19 protein-coding genes are annotated in these 14,485 nt (G+C 66.2%); 7 read left to right on the forward strand and 12 right to left on the reverse strand.

Annotation, left to right across the window (positions count from 1 at the left end; genetic code table 11):
* Window positions 1-79: 79 nt before the first annotated feature.
* The 5 genes from CVN68_RS09370 to CVN68_RS09390 all read right to left on the reverse strand — a co-directional run bounded on the left by CVN68_RS09370 (window position 80) and on the right by CVN68_RS09390 (window position 3,831).
* Window positions 80-1,051: a quinone oxidoreductase family protein gene (locus tag CVN68_RS09370; RefSeq protein ID WP_100281968.1), complete on the reverse strand. Its 972-nt coding sequence runs from the start codon at window positions 1,049-1,051 to the stop codon at window positions 80-82.
* A gap of 11 nt (window positions 1,052-1,062) precedes the next feature.
* Window positions 1,063-2,835 carry an SLC13 family permease gene (locus CVN68_RS09375; protein WP_100281969.1) on the reverse strand — a complete coding sequence of 591 codons (1,773 nt, stop codon included), beginning with the start codon at window positions 2,833-2,835 and terminating at the stop codon, window positions 1,063-1,065.
* 95 nt (window positions 2,836-2,930) lie between these two features.
* Window positions 2,931-3,152: a hypothetical protein gene (locus CVN68_RS09380; protein WP_100281970.1), complete on the reverse strand. Its 222-nt coding sequence runs from the start codon at window positions 3,150-3,152 to the stop codon at window positions 2,931-2,933.
* A 66-nt stretch (window positions 3,153-3,218) separates the two neighbouring features.
* Complete coding sequence (locus tag CVN68_RS09385) at window positions 3,219-3,428, reverse strand: cold-shock protein (protein ID WP_100281971.1); 210 nt, start codon at window positions 3,426-3,428, stop codon at window positions 3,219-3,221.
* Window positions 3,429-3,618: 190 nt separating this feature from the next.
* Complete coding sequence (locus tag CVN68_RS09390; protein ID WP_100281972.1) at window positions 3,619-3,831, reverse strand: hypothetical protein; 213 nt, start codon at window positions 3,829-3,831, stop codon at window positions 3,619-3,621.
* A gap of 133 nt (window positions 3,832-3,964) precedes the next feature.
* Here CVN68_RS09390 and CVN68_RS09395 point away from each other — a divergent pair, with 133 nt between their 5' ends.
* Entirely contained in the window at window positions 3,965-4,153 is a 189-nt protein-coding gene (locus CVN68_RS09395) for a hypothetical protein (protein ID WP_100281973.1), read from the forward strand.
* Here the strand turns inward: CVN68_RS09395 and CVN68_RS09400 are convergent.
* From CVN68_RS09400 to CVN68_RS09410, 3 genes are all read right to left on the reverse strand, one after another.
* Window positions 4,150-4,425: a hypothetical protein gene (locus CVN68_RS09400; RefSeq protein WP_100281974.1), complete on the reverse strand. Its 276-nt coding sequence runs from the start codon at window positions 4,423-4,425 to the stop codon at window positions 4,150-4,152. The genes CVN68_RS09395 and CVN68_RS09400 overlap by 4 nt on opposite strands.
* Window positions 4,426-4,490: 65 nt before the next feature.
* A complete protein-coding gene (locus tag CVN68_RS09405; protein ID WP_100281975.1) occupies window positions 4,491-5,267 on the reverse strand; it encodes a DUF6973 domain-containing protein in 777 nt (258 codons plus the stop codon).
* 68 nt (window positions 5,268-5,335) lie between these two features.
* On the reverse strand, window positions 5,336-5,959 hold the full coding sequence (locus CVN68_RS09410; protein WP_100281976.1) for a S24 family peptidase: 624 nt from the start codon (window positions 5,957-5,959) through the stop codon (window positions 5,336-5,338).
* Window positions 5,960-6,052: 93 nt separating this feature from the next.
* Between CVN68_RS09410 and CVN68_RS09415 the strand changes: the two genes are divergently transcribed.
* Window positions 6,053-6,235, forward strand: coding sequence for a hypothetical protein (locus CVN68_RS09415; RefSeq protein ID WP_100281977.1), 183 nt, complete (start codon window positions 6,053-6,055; stop codon window positions 6,233-6,235).
* Complete coding sequence (locus CVN68_RS09420) at window positions 6,232-6,546, forward strand: hypothetical protein (protein WP_233503660.1); 315 nt, start codon at window positions 6,232-6,234, stop codon at window positions 6,544-6,546. Before CVN68_RS09415 ends, CVN68_RS09420 begins: the two co-directional genes overlap by 4 nt.
* Here CVN68_RS09420 and CVN68_RS09425 read toward each other — a convergent pair.
* Both CVN68_RS09425 and CVN68_RS09430 read right to left on the reverse strand, forming a co-directional pair.
* Complete coding sequence (locus CVN68_RS09425) at window positions 6,543-7,427, reverse strand: hypothetical protein (protein WP_100281978.1); 885 nt, start codon at window positions 7,425-7,427, stop codon at window positions 6,543-6,545. The genes CVN68_RS09420 and CVN68_RS09425 overlap by 4 nt on opposite strands.
* Entirely contained in the window at window positions 7,424-8,665 is a 1,242-nt protein-coding gene (locus CVN68_RS09430; protein WP_100284317.1) for a TIGR04063 family PEP-CTERM/XrtA system glycosyltransferase, read from the reverse strand. The genes CVN68_RS09425 and CVN68_RS09430 overlap by 4 nt, the downstream gene beginning before the upstream one ends.
* On the opposite strand from CVN68_RS09430, the gene CVN68_RS09435 reads away from it, so the two are divergent.
* Window positions 8,639-9,382: a YdeI/OmpD-associated family protein gene (locus CVN68_RS09435; RefSeq protein ID WP_199560246.1), complete on the forward strand. Its 744-nt coding sequence runs from the start codon at window positions 8,639-8,641 to the stop codon at window positions 9,380-9,382. The genes CVN68_RS09430 and CVN68_RS09435 overlap by 27 nt on opposite strands.
* A 57-nt stretch (window positions 9,383-9,439) precedes the next feature.
* Here CVN68_RS09435 and CVN68_RS09440 read toward each other — a convergent pair whose 3' ends face one another.
* Entirely contained in the window at window positions 9,440-10,246 is an 807-nt protein-coding gene (locus tag CVN68_RS09440; protein ID WP_100281980.1) for a phytanoyl-CoA dioxygenase family protein, read from the reverse strand.
* Window positions 10,247-11,375: 1,129 nt separating this feature from the next.
* Here CVN68_RS09440 and CVN68_RS23650 point away from each other — a divergent pair.
* Genes CVN68_RS23650 through CVN68_RS09450 form a run of 3 tightly spaced genes read left to right on the forward strand, consistent with a single transcriptional unit; the run spans window position 11,376 to window position 13,955 of the window.
* A complete protein-coding gene (locus CVN68_RS23650) occupies window positions 11,376-11,528 on the forward strand; it encodes a hypothetical protein (protein ID WP_199560247.1) in 153 nt (50 codons plus the stop codon).
* Window positions 11,521-12,873: a putative O-glycosylation ligase, exosortase A system-associated gene (locus tag CVN68_RS09445; RefSeq protein WP_100281981.1), complete on the forward strand. Its 1,353-nt coding sequence runs from the start codon at window positions 11,521-11,523 to the stop codon at window positions 12,871-12,873. The genes CVN68_RS23650 and CVN68_RS09445 overlap by 8 nt, the downstream gene beginning before the upstream one ends.
* Window positions 12,834-13,955: an acyltransferase family protein gene (locus CVN68_RS09450; protein WP_100281982.1), complete on the forward strand. Its 1,122-nt coding sequence runs from the start codon at window positions 12,834-12,836 to the stop codon at window positions 13,953-13,955. The genes CVN68_RS09445 and CVN68_RS09450 overlap by 40 nt, the downstream gene beginning before the upstream one ends.
* On the opposite strand, the gene CVN68_RS09455 is transcribed toward CVN68_RS09450, so the two are convergent.
* Window positions 13,915-14,469, reverse strand: coding sequence for a type 1 glutamine amidotransferase domain-containing protein (locus CVN68_RS09455; RefSeq protein WP_100281983.1), 555 nt, complete (start codon window positions 14,467-14,469; stop codon window positions 13,915-13,917). The genes CVN68_RS09450 and CVN68_RS09455 overlap by 41 nt on opposite strands.
* Window positions 14,470-14,485 lie beyond the last annotated feature (16 nt).

The raw sequence follows: 14,485 nt of genomic DNA on the forward strand, positions 1-14,485 counted from the left end.
TTTATTATCACATTAGCAGTCTATTTTAACAAACTATCGCTGTCCAGAAGCGCGCAAGATCCCGCGCCGGACATCCTTCTTAAGGGAGTAAGAGTGTCGATCCGGTCGTCTCTCCCGCTTCGAGCAATCGATGCGCCTCGGCAGCCTGTTCGAGCGGAAAACGCTGGCCGATCTCGGGGCGTATTGTTCCGTCGTCCAGCATTGCGAACAACCGTGCCGCGCCGGCCGCGCGTTCTTCGGGCGTGACATAATAGTCGAACAGCTTGGGCCGGGTGACGAACAGCGAGCCGTGCGTGTTGAGCGCGCCCAGCGCGACACCCTCGACCGGCCCGCTGGCATTGCCGTAGCTCACGATCAGCCCGCGACGTCTGGTCGCAGCGAGCGACGCAGCCCAGGTCGCCGCCCCCACGCCGTCGAATGCCACCGGCACCCCTTCGCCCTGCGTGATCTCGCGGACACGCGCGGCGATGTCTTCCGAGCGCGAGAGCAGCACATGGTCGGCGCCCGCCGCTTTTGCAGCCGCGATCTTGGCCTCGCTGCCGACGGTACCGATCACTTCGGCCCCGACCGCCTTGAGCCATTGAACGAGGATCTGCCCGACCCCACCGGCGGCGGCGTGGACCAGCGCCGTCCATCCACGCTGCACTTTCGCCGCGCGCTCGACCATGAACTCGGCCGTCAATCCCTTGAGCAGCACCGCGGCCGCGGTCTCGTGGTCGACGCTGTCGGGGAGCTTGAACAGGCTCGCGGCGGGCAGGTTGCGTTCGGTCGCATAGGCGCCGATCGGGCTGAAGGTCGCCACACGGTCGCCGGGCGCGAAATCGGTGACGCCCTCCCCCGCCGCCTCGACCACGCCGGACGCCTCTAGGCCGAGTCCGCCGGGTAGCGGCACCGGATAGAGGCCGGAGCGGTGATAGGTGTCGATGAAATTGAGCCCCACCGCGGCGTTGCGCATGCGCACCTCGCCCGGACCCGGCGGCGGCAATTCCATATCTGCCCAACCGATCACTTCCGGACCGCCGGTCCGCTCGATCCTCGCCACGCGCGCCATATTGCCTCCGCTCAATGCACCGGCCACGTCCATAGGATGAGCGGCGTACCCACCACCAGCACGAGCAGCGACAGCGGTGCACCCAGCCGGGCATAATCGCCGAACTTATAGCCTCCCGGGCCCATCACCAGCGTGTTGCACTGGTGCCCGATCGGGGTGAGGAAGTCGCACCCTGCGCCGACCGCGGTCGCCATCAGGAATGCCTCCGGCCGATAGCCGAGCCCGGTCGCGAAGGTCGCCGCGATCGGCGCCATCACCAGCACGGTCGCGGCGTTGTTGAGGAACGGCGTCACTGCCATCGCAGCGGCGAGGATCAGCGCCACCGCACCCCAGGGCGGCAAGGTCGCGGCGAAATGCGAGAGTCCGTCGCCGATCAGCTCGGTGGTGCCGGTAGTTCGCAGCGTGTCGCTCACCGGGATCAGCGCGCCGAGCATGATCAGGATCGGCCATTCGATATGGTCATAGGCCTCGCGCACCGGCAGCGCGCCGCTGAGCACCGTCAGCCCCGCCGCGGCGAAGAAGGCCACGGCCACAGGCACATATCCGGTCGCGGTCGCGAACATCGCCACGGCCAGGATCGCGAGCGGCAGCAATCCCTTGCGCGCGCTGCCCAGCCGCAGGGTGCGCTCGGCGAGCGGGAGGCAGCCGAGCTCTCCCAGCCGTTCGAACAGCAATTCGAGCGGCCCCTGCAGCACGATCACGTCGCCGGCGCTGAGTTCGATGTCGCCGAGGCGTGTCGCCAGCCGCTCGCCCTGGCGCGATACGGCAATCAGATTGACGCCGAAGCGCTCGTGGAGCCCCAGCCGGCCCGCAGTCCGCCCGATCAGCGGGCTGTCGGTGCCGATCACTGCCTCGAGCACGCCGACGTCCCTGCCCGACCCTTCCGGCTTGTCGCGATGCTGCCCCTCGAGCTCGAGACCGTCCGCGGCGATGACACGCTCCAGCGCGTCAGGAGCGCCGGCGAGGATCAGCAGGTCTTCGGGCTTGAGCGTGGTGTCAGGAAAGGGCGTGCTGCGGATCCCCGCCCGCAGGATCGCAGTCACCGTCACTTCGTGATCGTGCCGTGCGCGGAACGCAGCGACCGTCTCGTCGATCGCCGGCGATCCGGCGGGAATTTCAGCCTCGGTCACATAATCCTGGATGTCCATCGCCTCGCCGAGCGTCGGCGTAGCGCGGCGGCCGCGCGGCAACAGCCGATAAGCGAACCGCAGGAAGATCAGCCCGACCAGGGTCAGCCCCAGCCCGACCGGGGCATAATCGAACATCTTGAACGGTTCGCCGGTCATCTCCTCGCGCACGCGACTGACGATGATGTTGGGCGAAGTGCCGATCAGCGTGATCAGCCCGCCGAGCAGCGAAGCGAACGCCATCGGCATCAGGAATACGGCAGGCGTGGCGTTGGAACGCTTGGCCATCTGGAACGCGACTGGCATCATCATCGCCAGCGCGCCGATATTCTTGACCAGCGCCGAGGCGAAGCCCACCGAAGCGCAGAGCAATAGCAATTGCGAGCGGATCCGGCGCACCCGGCGCTGCAGCAGCAACATCACGCCTTCGATCACCCCCGAACGCTGCACCGCGCCCGAGAGCACCAGCGCCGAGCCGACGATGATCACGATATCGTCGGAAAAGCCGCTAAAGGCGTGTTTGGGATCGACGATGCCCGTGGCAAGCGCCGCGAGCAGCGCCATGATCGCGACCAGATCGTAGCGGAAGCGTCCCCAGACGAAGAGCAACATCATGCCGGCGAGCACTGCGACCGACAAAATCTGGGGAAGCGTCATCGATGGCCCGGGGTTCCTGGAGGGACACCCTCAACCAACGAGCCTGCTTTAGGCTCCTCGGGAAACATCCGATGCCGGCGCGCGGCCGGCCGGGCTCAGCTGGTCTGCGGTTCGGGCCGCAGGTCGGCCCGGGCCGCGGCGGCGGCGTTTTCGCGGACGGCGCGACCGCGATCGGTGCGCTCCTGGCGCTCGGCCATCTGCATCCATGCCTGGGCGGCGCGCTGGTTGCGCTCGCGCACATTCTCGAGCGTCGCCGCGTCGGCTTCCGCCTGGGCTCGCTCGGCATAGCCGCGATAAGTAACTGCGAGATCGGTCATGGGTCTCTCCGCGAGGGCAAGGTCAAGAGACGCGGCGCCCGCAGACACGCGGACGCCGCTTCAACCTTACTGCGCCTGGAGATTCACCGCGGCCATCTTGCCCTTCTTGTCGGGCTCGAGATCATAGGTCACGCGCTGGTTCTGTTCGAGCGAGCGCAGGCCGGCACGCTCGACGGCGGTGATGTGGACGAACGCGTCCGGGCCGCCATTGTCGCTGGCGATGAAGCCATAGCCCTTGTCGGCGTTGAAGAATTTGACGGTGCCCTGCTGGCTCATGGTATTTTTCCTTCATTGTCGGCGCGCCCCGTGTGGACGGACCTCGTGCTGCGGAGGCTAGGAGAAGGAAAAAAGGAGCCGCAAAGCGCCCAAAGACCGTTCAAATGCGACTGTAGCGCATATAAGATGGTCTCGCGCGGCTGCGAATACAAGGCAAGAGTGTCGAAAACGGCCGCCTGGTGCACCGTTCCTAGTGCACCGTTCCCACTGCGCGCGGGATCGACATCAGCACCACGAGTCGCTCGATCTGGCGCCAGCGGCAGAAATGGACATGGTTGCCGAGATCGCGGCTGCGATCGGCGCGCGCCGCGGCTTCGGAGCCCGCCTCCTCGCCGAATGCGCGGATCAGCTCGGCGGCGTCGGCGACTTCGCGCGTGTCGGCAAGATAGGGCAGATGTTGCATAGAGACTCCGGCTACGCGCGGTCCGGCAGACCGACAGCCGCTTTTCTCACAGGAATCTAAAGGTTTCGCGGCTCAGCAAGGTGAAGCGCCGGTAACCATGGCGCGCCGCTACGCGACAGGGTAAGGGCCGCGAATGGCAAACTCCCCCTCCCGCACGCCGATGGCCGGCGGATTCCTGCTCGCGATCAGCCTGCTCGCCGGCACCGTCCTCGGCGCGGGCCGGGGCCAGGCCTCGATCGGTTTCGTCGCGGGTCTCGGCGTGGGGCTGGCGCTGCTGCTGCTCGTCTGGCTGGTCGATCGGGCGCGGAGCCCCCGGAACTAGCTTCGCTGCACCCGCGCCGCGCTTACCTTGCCCGCGGCGTCATACTCGATCCGATAGCTCTCGAAACTCGGCCCGGTCGCGCTGCGGCCGAGGAAATAGATGTCCGCCGCCGGCCCGGTCGAATCGGGCTCGCCGAGCAGCGCACGCACCGTCTCGCGAGGTGCGCCGACGACGATCCCGGCATCGTCGAGCCGCGCCACCATCCCGCCGCGACGGCTCTCGCCATCGTAATTGCCGCGCTCGGCCGCCCAGCCCGCTTTGTCGAAGCTCATATGCCCCCCTCCACAACCGGCCAACGCCAGCGCCAATACCATCCCGGGCAGCATCGCGCGGCCTCTCACGAACCGTTGGCGCTCGCATCGCCCTTGGGCGTGTTCATCACGCCGTTCGCCGGCGTCGGGTCGGCCATCCCGTGCTGCCCGCGCGCGACATCGTCGCTGGGTGCCAGATGGCCGCTGCGGTCGACTACCATCAACTCGCCATGGTCCAGCGCCTTCTGGACGAGATCGGCCAGCTCCGCCGGAGAGGCATTCGGGTTCTCGACTGCGATGCGGCGGCCGACTTCGTTATTGTACAAATCCATCGCCTCCCGCACTGCGCCGTTGCCCGGCAGCCCTTCATGCGCCGTGGTGAACTCCTTCGTCCAGTTCTCGCCGAACTCCGCGGTCAGGCGCGCGTTCCAGTAAGCGTGGCGGAACGCGTCGGTATGGCCGTCATTCTTGGGATAGGCCCGCGCCGCCAGCGCCTGATCTTCGGGCGGCAGCGCGTCGATCTGGCGCTGCGCCTCGACGGGGATCCTCCCGGGCGCCGGTACGCGCTGTTCCGACACCGTGAACGCCTCATCGGCGATATTCTTGAAATCGTTGAGCCCGACAAGGCCGCGGTCGCGGGTCAGATTGTCGAGCAGCTTGCCCTCGGTCTGGGTGATCGTGCGCGTGCCGCCGAGGCCGCCTAGCGGAATGAAGCCGAACAGGCTCGGGCTCCACTCGATCACCTTGTCGTCGGGCACCTGATAATTACGCTCGACCTGCTTCGGGTCGGGTCCGCCGGTGACCGGCGCAGGTCCACGCGCGTAAGACGCGCCGACCGAGCCGCCGCCATCGATCGCGAGCATAGCTGATCTCCCATGATGTACCGCGGGGTTTTCGCCGAAGCCGTCGCCCCGCGCCATAAGCGCTTCGACTAGAGCAGCGCCCGGCCCAGCCACGCGACGCGGCCGATCACTTCCACTTCCCCTCCCCGGCACAGGCGCGTCGGCCAGGCCGGGTTGTCGCTGACCACCTCGAGCCCGCCCAAAGCGACACGCAGCCGCTTGACCATCAGCGTGCCATCGAGCCGGATCACGAAGATCCCTCCCTTGCCGCGCACTTCGCAGCGGTCGCGGTCGACGAGGATCTCGTCGCCGTCGGAGAGCGTTGGCTCCATCGACTCGCCTTCGACGCAAATCATCGAGGCCGCGGCGGGGCGGACCCCGAGCTCGCGCAGCAGCGCCTGCGACAAGGTGGCGGGCCGCCGCGCCGCCTCGTCCTCGGCCAGCCGCCCGGGGCCTGCCGACGCGCGCACGTCGAGCCGCGCAATCTCGGTTAGACCCTCAGCCTCGCGTCCGCCCAGCCGCGCCTCGGGCACTCCGAAGAAGCGCGCAAGCAATTCGCGGTCGTGCTCGCCCAGTTCGCGTGGCGACCCGCGGCGGACATATTGCTGGAGATAGGCGGGGTTGCGCCCGATCACGCGCGACAGCTCGGCGAAGCTCGCACCCTGCTCCGCCATCAGCGCTTCCAGCGCGGCTCGTTGCGCGGCCGGTTCCATGCCTTGGCTATACGCATAGGAATTTTCCTAGACAAGTAGGAAATGAAGAACAAAACAGGATCATAGTCAGCGACTCGCGTTAGGAGAAGGTCCATGTCGGTGCATCGCAAGATCGAGAAGTATCTGCGGCGGACGCAGATGCCCGCCACCAAATTCGGCCGGCTGGCGCTCGGCGATCCGCGGCTGGTGCTCGACCTGCGCAACGGGCGGGAATTGCGCCCGCCGACAGTGGCGCGGCTGGAGGCGTTCCTCGCGGCGCAGGATGCCGGGCAATGAGCCGGGGTCCCGACGCGGCGACTCAGCTCGAACGCGCATTGGTGGCCACCGCCGCGGCGGCCGGCTGCCCGGTCGCCATCGCCACCGCCGACTGGACGCGCTGGGCGAGCGCCACTTTCACCGGCGCACGGCATGCGCTGACGCTCACGGCGAGCCCCGGCCCGATGCTCGACCATTGGCTGGTCGGGCTGAGCGAGGTCGAGTTCGCGTTGCGCGGCTATCTGGTGGCCGACATCCACGTCACCCGGATGCGGCGAGAGGGAGAGCTGGTGACCGTAACGATCGAGGCGCTGACGGTGGAGGAGCGTTAGGCGCGCTGCGCGAGGTTGCGCAGCGTGACCAAAGTATCCTCGATCCCGCGCGGCCTGGCGCGGCGTTCGACGCGCGGTGCGGACATGGACACCGGCGCGGACATCGGCACCGGCGCGGGCGTCGCGGCCGTCGCCTTGCGCACCACGCCGCGTTCGAGACGCTCGAGCAAGGCGTGGACCGTGGCTTCGGTCTCGGGCCGGGTGATCGCCTCCTCGCGCGGCGCGGGGGCAGATTCTTCCACTTCTTCCACGACGAGCGAGGGTTTCGCCCGCACCGACGGCGTGAGTTCGAATATTTCGAAACGCTCGGTCTCTTCGAACACGGGCGGCCGCGACGTGCGGCGCAGCGGCGGCGGCGCCACCGGCGCGGGCATCGGCTCGTCGGGCACTGCTTCGGGGTCGAAGGCCGAGAGCGGCTGATCGAGGTCGGTCGGCAAAGGCTGTTCGATGGGACGCGCAGGCACCGCGGCAGCTACCGGCTCGGGCTCAACGGCCGGCGGATCGCGGAACGGCGCGCCCAGATCGCGAGTCGCCAGCAGCGGCGGGCGCGGCGGTGCGTCGGGATGGGCGTCGGCGCGCCGGATCACCGGCGTCGCGACGGCATCGGATGCGGGGGCGGCCGTCTGCCCCACGGTCACCGACCGCGCGCCGACAAGCACGGAAAGGCCGAACCAGCAGAACAGCGCGGCAAACCCGCCGGAACCCAGTGCGACGACGGCGCGCGCCGTGAAGCCGAGCGGCGGTTCGGCGGCGGCGAAGACGGCGGGAAGACCACTGCCCATCACCAGCGCTTCGAGCACCGGCATCGGCACCGCCAGCGCGGCAAGCGCAACCGCGCCGCCCAGCACGCCGGCGATGACGGGCGCGATCGGCAGGTTCACAGGTTCACCGGAGATGCGTGCGGCCGCGAGTCCTTCATGGGAAGCGACTCTGTCAGATTCTGGTAAACAGATTGATAGCGCGCGACGTTGACCGCCCAGTTGCGCTCTTCCTCGACAAACGCCCGCGCCCGCGCCCGCCGGGCGTCCCATTGGTCACGCTCGACAAAGACTCGCGCCACGGCACTTGCCAGCGCCGCCGGATCGTCGGGGGCGAACAAGGTACCGGTGTCGCCGTCGCGGATCAGTTCGCGGTGCCCGCCGACGTCCGACGCCGCCACCAGCCGCATCTGCGCCATCGCCTCGAGCGGCTTGAGCGGCGTGACGAGATCGGTGAGCCGCATGTGCTTGCGCGGATATACGAGCAGGTCGATCACGCTGTAATAGCGCTCGACCTCCTGGTGCGGCACGCGACCTACGAAACGGATGCGATCCGCGGCGGGCGAGGCCTCGGCCTGCGCGCGCAACGCCGCGTCCATCGGTCCGCCCCCCACCAGGATAAGGTGCATCAAGGGTCGCGCCGTGACCAGCGCCGGCATCGCGTCGATCAGGACGTCGAGTCCTTCATAATCGTAGAAGCTGCCGATGAATCCGATGGTCTCGGCGTCGCCGAGGCCGAGTTCTGCGGCGAGCCCCTGATCATAAGGCAAAGGTTCGCCGAACAGACTGAGGTCGACGCCGTTGGGCGAAAGGAAGATCTTGGCCGGATCGATCCCGCGTGCAACGAGGTCGCGCTTGAGCCCTTCGCATATCACTGCCACCGCATCGGCCTTGCGCACTGCGCGGGTCTCGAGCGCGCGGGTGGCGCGGTATTTCAGGCTGCCCTCGCGCCCGGTGCCGTTGCCGACCGCGGCATCTTCCCAGAAGGCGCGGATCTCATAAACCAAAGGCAGATCGAGCCGGTCGGCGACGCGCTGCGCGGCCATCGCGTCGAGCACCGGCGAATGGGCGTGAAGCACATCCGGCCGCCATTTGCGCGCCACTGCCGCGATTCGCCGCGCGAACGCCGCGACTTCGCGCAACTCGCCGATCACCGGCGGACCCGAATTGACTCGCGGCGTGCGATGGAAGCGAATCCCGTCGATCGTCTCTTCGTCGGCATCGAACTTGCCGTGCCGCGATCCGGTGACCGCGGCGACTTCCCAGCCACGCGCCATCTGCGCCTTGAGGATCGCCCGGGTACGGAAAGTGTAGCCGCTGTGCAAAGGCAGGCCGTGATCGAGGACATGGAGAATCCGCATCGCGCTTCCCTGCCACGCGAGCACTTAACGCCGCGTCAACCGGAACCCGGCGCAAGGTCTCTCGCTGCTCGCCGCACAGGACGACAAATGCCCGGAGGCGCGGTAAGAGGCGTCTCGATGGCCCAAGTCAAAGTCGATCCCGGCAAAGTCCATGCGTTTGAGGATGCAGACGCTTTCTACGCGTGGCTCGGCGAGCACCACGACGTAGAGGACGAGGTGTGGATCAAAATCCACAAGACCGCTTCCGGATTGAAATCGATCACGCCCGTCGAGGCAATCCATGTCGCCCTGTGCTGGGGCTGGATCGACGCCATCCGGAAAGGTTTCGACGAGAAGAGCTATCTCCAGCGCTACACGCCGCGTCGGCCAAAGAGCATCTGGAGCCGGATCAACGTCGACAATGTCGCGCGGCTGATCCGCGAAGGACGGATGACCGGGCATGGCCTGAAGCACGTCGAGGCCGCCAAGGCGGACGGCCGGTGGGACCGCGCCTATGGCAGCGGCAAGGAGCTGGCGATTCCGGACGACCTGCAAATCGCAATCGATGCGGAGCCGGAGGCGAAAGCAATGCTCGCAAGGCTAAGCGCGCAAAATCGTTTCGCGCTCGCCTTTCGTGTTCACAACCTGAAAACCGAGGCAGCGCGAAAGCGAAAGATCGACGGGTTCGTAGAGATGCTCAAACGCGGCGAGACGATCTATCCGCAACGCGGAAAATGAACGGACAGTGTGATCGAAGCGGGCCCGCCACGTTCGGGACGCCCTGAGGCTAAACAGTCAAGCTCGGCCACGAGTGGCCCGGACAAAATCTTCCTCCTCTTCGGCGGCTGCCAGAGCGCCGCATCGCTCGAGTACGGCGAGCGATCGGGGATCGAGCGCCTCCTGCAGGCCGCGACCAAAAGACGGGAAACGACTGACATCATAGCCGCCGTCCCAGCCGGGGGAGAAGGTCGCCGCCGCATAGGCTTTCACGATCTCCTCTTCCTGAGGTGTTTCGGGAATTGCGACGTAATCCGCGCGCCATTGGCGGCGAATCGCTCCGCCAGCGCTCGCGTGTCTGGTGCGCTCGTTGAGCACGATGAGGTCGCCCGGCAGAGTGGACAGAATCTCTGCTTGCGACCTGTCGTCGATCGGCGGCCCCGCTTCGGATTCCCGGTGCGAGCCGGGCAAGACCCGCAGCGCGCCCGTTTCGGCATCCAGCGGATCGAGATATGCCAGCAGGCTCACGGCCGAGATGTCCAGATAGGTATCCCGATGCCACGAGGTTTCCTGTGAATACACGGTACCCTTGGCGCGAAACGGAATGACGGGACGCCCAAGCATCTGACCCGCCAGAGGCGCGCCGCTCAGCAGCAGTGCGAGGCTGGCGCGGGTTTCCGCCGTGGTCATGGGGACATAGGACGCGGTCACGGTGAGCCGCTCGCTTTCGAGACGAAAACCCGAGCCGCACCCCTTCTCGATCGCCCAATCGACTTCGGCTGTGATCGCAACCGGATCGAAGGCAGCCCGGACCAGCGCATAGCCCAGCCGATCGAGACGAGTCTGCGCCTCGTGAAGCGCGTTCGGGTCTAATGGCAGAAGCATGCTTTGTCCTCAATTTGCATCCGAGTGCTGGCTAACCCGCGCGGCGAAAGTCCGCAAAGGATCGAAGCCGGCGTGCCTTTGAACGGAGTCCCGGACGACTGCTTTTCTCCCCGCCGCCCGAAATGCGGCCTGTCCGCGAGCCGCCAAGCGGAGCCGTTCAGAGCGCCATTTGACGTCGATATCTGCCCGAAAACCGTCCGTCCGCTCTTATCGGGAAAATCCGCCTGTCGGCAGCTGCCCCAATTGCGGACAGCCGCGTTGCAGCCCATACTCCGGGAATGAAGGCTTTTGCTCTCGCTGCGATGCTCGTTTCTGTACCCATCTCCGCGAACGCCACGCAAACGAGATGCCGGTCGCCATTAGGCGCTGCGGTGCCTGATCTGGCAACCGCGCGAGCCATTGCAGTGGCGATCATAGCGGCCCGCCAGTCGTCCAGAATCTCAAGGAAATATCGGCTCATTGTCCAGCCCGACACTGAGCGAGAAGGAAGTTGGACGGTTTCTCAGGCGCTACCGGAGCCTCGCATTCGCAATCTCAACAAAGTGACAGTGCGCGCTGGCGGTGGAGGCCTGCAAATGCATATCGACGGCTGCTCAGCGGAGATCAGCAACATGTATTACGCCCGCTAACGAACGGCTGCTTTCCACCACTTCCCGCCATCCACGGCTCCTGCCTTTGTAGGGGCGCGGACGGGATGATCACTCCACTGACGAATCCTGCCCGCTACTTGCAATGTAGGATTTCGCCTGCTTCCATGATCATGGTCTGGCCTGAACAGGCCCGCTCCTTGACATCGCAGGCTCGATTCCCCTCACAAGACGCAAAACCGTAGCGCGCCGGTGACCTTGGTGGCGCCAGACGGTCGCGCCAGTGTGCCCCTCGTGTCGCGCGATTGTGACCTTCGTGGCGCGAAACCGGCGCTTCGGTGTCGCCTGCCCGGCGCACAGCGCGTACCGAGTCAAGCGCTCTTCTGATTTTATTCCATAATATCAATTACCTGATGCATCCATCGGACGACAGAATCCCGTCCGCGAGTCAACCACGTCAACCGCATGCGCCGGTCTCCTAGTTTACGCCGCGTCAACCGAACCACGCTACACCGCCCTCATAAAGGAGCGCGCGGGCGGACATGATCGACAATCTATCGCTCGGGCTCTCGCATGGGCTGATGCTGCTCGCGGCCTTTTTGCTGCTGCGCCGGCCCGATCTCGATCACGAGCCCGGGCCGGACGATCGGCCGGCCAATCCGAAGAAGAGCCGCTGGGGAAAGCCCGGTGCGTGATCTCGCCTTCATCGCATTTCTGGCCGCATTGCTGGGAACGGGCTTTCGCCGGCCGTTCCTGTTCGTGCTGGCTTATGCCTATATCGACATCGTCTCGCCGCAGCGGCTGACCTATCTGCTGCTCAATTCGGTGCCGATCTCGATGCTCGCGGTGGCGTTGGCGGTGCTCGGCTGGCTGGCGTTCGACGACAAGAAGGATGTCCGCGTCGCCCCGCGCCAATTCCTGATCGTGCTGCTGCTCGGCTATTGCTTCTACACCACCCTCCACGCCGACTTCCCCCTCGAGGCTAAGGACAAATGGGAATGGGTGTGGAAGGCGCTGGCCTTCGCCGCCTTCCTGCCGCTCACCCTGCGCACCCGGCTGCGGATCGAATCCCTGCTGCTGTTCATGGTGCTTTCGGCGGCGTCGATCATCATCGTCGGCGGGATCAAGACGGTGGGCTCGGGCGGCGGCTATGGCGAATTGAACCTGATGGTGACCAACAATTCGGGGCTGTACGAGGGCTCGACCATCTCCACCGTGGCGATCGCGATCATCCCGCTGATCGTCTGGTTCACCCGCTACGGCACGATCTTCGCGCCCGACTGGCGGGTGAAGGCCTTCTCCTACGCATTGATCTTCGCCTGTCTGCTGATCCCGGTCGGCACCTCCACCCGCACCGGGCTGCTGTGCATCGGCCTGCTCGCTCTGCTGATGATCCGCGATGCGAAGCGCAAGCTCGTCTATCTCGGCGCACTCGGCTGTCTGGCGCTCGCAGCAATCCCCTTCCTCCCCTCGGCGTTCACCGAGCGGATGGAGACGATCAAGAGCTATCAGGCCGACGCCTCGGCCTCGACGCGGATCGCGGTATGGCAGTGGACGATGGACTATGTGAAGACCCACCCGCTGGGCGGCGGCTTCGAAGCCTATCGCCAGAACCAGATCCGCTACGAAAAGGTCGCGGTCCAGCAAGAGGACGGCAGCTCGGCCAGGATCGATCGCAGCCTCGAGGTCGACAAGGCGCGGGCCTATCACAGCGCCTATTTCGAGATGCTCGGCGAGCAGGGCTATCCCGGCCTCGCCATCTGGCTGCTGATCAACGTGGCCGGACTGTTCCGCATGGAAGTGCTGCGCCGGCGCTATCGCAAGCCCGAACCGGGGCAGGAATGGATCGCCCCGCTGGCCTCGGCGCTGCAGAGCGCGCATTTCATCTATCTGCTCGGGGCGGTGTTCATCGCCATCGCCTTCCAGCCTTTCGTCTACATGCTGATCGGCGCGCAGATCGGGCTCGACACCTATTGTTCGCGGAAACGCGCCGAGAACGCATGGCGGCCCTTGCGCAAACCGCGGGCGGCGATTGCGTGAAGGCCGAGCTACGGGCGCTCACCTCGGCGCGCGGCATTGCGGCGTGGCTGGTGGTGCTCTTCCACATCCGCCTGTCGCTGCCGGCCCTGCCCGACACCGCCGAGGCTGTTCTCGCCAAGGGCTATCTGGCGGTCGACTTCTTCTTCCTGCTTTCCGGCTTCGTCATCTGGATGAGCTGGTCGGAGCGCCTGCGCGGTGGTGGCGCGGCGGCGATCCCGGCGTTTCTCAAGCGCCGCATCGCCCGGATCTGGCCGCTCCATCTGTTCGTCCTCGGTTTCGGCCTCGCTTTGGCGTTGCTCATGCGGGCGACCGGACGCGAGACGCCGCAATTCCCCCTCGCCGAGCTGCCGCTCCACGTCGCCCTGCTCCAGAACTGGGGGTTCACGTCGGCGCTTTCGTGGAATGATCCCGCCTGGTCGATCTCGTGTGAGTTCGCCGCCTATCTGCTGTTCCCGCTGCTGGTCCTCACCATCGACTGGCGCAGGGTTCCGACCCCCGCGATCCTCGCCGCAATCGGTGCGTTGCTGATCCTGCTCCATGCCGTCTTCGCCTCGCAGGGTGTCAGCACGCTCGGCGTGCAGATTCCGCGGTTCGGGCTGATCCGCTGCATCCTCGAATTCGCGAGCGGAACCGCGATCGGCGCGCTGTGGCTTCGCTGGCGGGACCAATGGCACGCGCCCGCCTTGCTCTCGCTCGCTGTGTCGGCGCTGCTGTTCGGCGGCTGGATCGCGGGTTTGCTGCCCGAAACGCTGGCGGTTCCCGCCGCATTTGCCGCATTGCTGCTCGCCCTCGCACTCACCGCAGGACGGCCGCACAACCCCCTGGAAATCGCGCCGCTCCCTTATCTGGGCGAGATCAGCTACGCGACATATCTCGCGCATTTCCTGCTGTGGTTCGCCTTCAAGCTCGTCCTGGTCCGCGACCCGCACGCCGTCGGCTGGCCGCTGATCGCGTTATATGTCGCGCTGGTGTTGGCGAGTTCGGCAGCGCTCTACCATGGGGTAGAGCGGCCGGCGCAGCGCTGGATTAACGGGCTGGCGTTCAGGCGGGCACCGCCAGTTCCTTCGCCAGGCAGTCGATAATCGCCCGGTTGAACATCGGAATATCGTCGGGCTTGCGGCTGGTGATCAGTTTCCCGTCGACCACCACCGGCTCGTCGAGCACGCTCGCCCCGGCATTGGCGAGATCGGTCCGCACCGATGGCCAGCTCGTCGCGCGCCGGCCGTCGACCACATCGGCCTCGATCAGCAGCCACGGCGCATGGCAGATCGCCGCGACGATCCGGTCGGTCTCGAAAAACTCGCGGACGATCTCCACCGCGCGCTTGTCCATGCGGAGCTTATCGGGATTGGCGACGCCGCCCGGCAGCACCAGCGCGTCATAGCCCTGGGTCTCGATCTGCTCGATCGTCGTATCGGGCGTGATGCTCTCGCCTTTCCGGCCGGCCTTTTCGCCGGTAATCGGATCGGGTCTGAGCGAAGCCAGCGTCACTTCCGCCCCCGCATCGAGCAGCGCCTTTCGCGGCTCAAACAGCTCGGATTCTTCGAAACCGTCGGTAGCCAGCATCAACACGCGCGCCCTGGACAAGTCGACCATGGAGAGATTCCTCATA

Origin of the sequence: Sphingomonas psychrotolerans (genome assembly GCF_002796605.1) — a bacterium.
GTDB classification, from domain to species: domain Bacteria; phylum Pseudomonadota; class Alphaproteobacteria; order Sphingomonadales; family Sphingomonadaceae; genus Sphingomonas; species Sphingomonas psychrotolerans.

Coding starts and splice junctions, on each gene's coding strand:
- CVN68_RS09370 (WP_100281968.1), bottom strand. CDS start 1,051: ATGGCGCGCGTGGCGAGGATCGAGCGGACCGGCGGTCCGGAAGTGATC.
- CVN68_RS09375 (WP_100281969.1), bottom strand. CDS start 2,835: ATGACGCTTCCCCAGATTTTGTCGGTCGCAGTGCTCGCCGGCATGATG.
- CVN68_RS09380 (WP_100281970.1), bottom strand. CDS start 3,152: ATGACCGATCTCGCAGTTACTTATCGCGGCTATGCCGAGCGAGCCCAG.
- CVN68_RS09385 (WP_100281971.1), bottom strand. CDS start 3,428: ATGAGCCAGCAGGGCACCGTCAAATTCTTCAACGCCGACAAGGGCTAT.
- CVN68_RS09390 (WP_100281972.1), bottom strand. CDS start 3,831: ATGCAACATCTGCCCTATCTTGCCGACACGCGCGAAGTCGCCGACGCC.
- CVN68_RS09395 (WP_100281973.1), top strand. CDS start 3,965: ATGGCAAACTCCCCCTCCCGCACGCCGATGGCCGGCGGATTCCTGCTC.
- CVN68_RS09400 (WP_100281974.1), bottom strand. CDS start 4,425: ATGAGCTTCGACAAAGCGGGCTGGGCGGCCGAGCGCGGCAATTACGAT.
- CVN68_RS09405 (WP_100281975.1), bottom strand. CDS start 5,267: ATGCTCGCGATCGATGGCGGCGGCTCGGTCGGCGCGTCTTACGCGCGT.
- CVN68_RS09410 (WP_100281976.1), bottom strand. CDS start 5,959: ATGGAACCGGCCGCGCAACGAGCCGCGCTGGAAGCGCTGATGGCGGAG.
- CVN68_RS09415 (WP_100281977.1), top strand. CDS start 6,053: ATGTCGGTGCATCGCAAGATCGAGAAGTATCTGCGGCGGACGCAGATG.
- CVN68_RS09420 (WP_233503660.1), top strand. CDS start 6,232: ATGAGCCGGGGTCCCGACGCGGCGACTCAGCTCGAACGCGCATTGGTG.
- CVN68_RS09430 (WP_100284317.1), bottom strand. CDS start 8,665: ATGCGGATTCTCCATGTCCTCGATCACGGCCTGCCTTTGCACAGCGGC.
- CVN68_RS09440 (WP_100281980.1), bottom strand. CDS start 10,246: ATGCTTCTGCCATTAGACCCGAACGCGCTTCACGAGGCGCAGACTCGT.
- CVN68_RS23650 (WP_199560247.1), top strand. CDS start 11,376: ATGATCGACAATCTATCGCTCGGGCTCTCGCATGGGCTGATGCTGCTC.
- CVN68_RS09450 (WP_100281982.1), top strand. CDS start 12,834: ATGGCGGCCCTTGCGCAAACCGCGGGCGGCGATTGCGTGAAGGCCGAG.
- CVN68_RS09455 (WP_100281983.1), bottom strand. CDS start 14,469: ATGGTCGACTTGTCCAGGGCGCGCGTGTTGATGCTGGCTACCGACGGT.